Below are 384 nucleotides of genomic sequence, written 5' to 3' on the forward strand. Positions count from 1 at the left end.
CAGCGCCGGTTCCAGAAGATCATCGAAGAAACGCCGTCCCCGGCGCTGACGCCCAAGCAACGCGACGAGATCTGCGAAACCGCCGCCGGGATTGCCCGCGCGGTCAACTATCGCGGCGCCGGCACGGTTGAATTCATCTATGCGCAGGACGGGTCGTTTTATTTCCTGGAAATGAACACCCGCCTTCAGGTGGAACATCCGGTGACCGAAATGGTGACGGGGTTTGATCTGGTGGCCGAACAGCTGCGCATCGCGGCGGGCGAGGGGCTGAGCGCCGCGCAGGGCGACGTTCCCCAGACCGGCCATTCGATCGAACTGCGCATCTGCGCCGAAGACGCGAGCGCCGATTTCCGCCCCGCGATCGGGGACATCCTGCTGCTGGAC

General features: G+C 64.6%; 1 pseudogene. It reads left to right on the plus strand.

What is annotated here, in order from left to right:
* Positions 1-384, plus strand: a pseudogene (locus ACP2AV_RS15725) (biotin carboxylase); the annotation flags it as partial.

This window comes from Aliiroseovarius sp. PTFE2010, from assembly GCF_049943335.1.
Taxonomy (GTDB): Bacteria; Pseudomonadota; Alphaproteobacteria; order Rhodobacterales; family Rhodobacteraceae; genus JBNFVY01.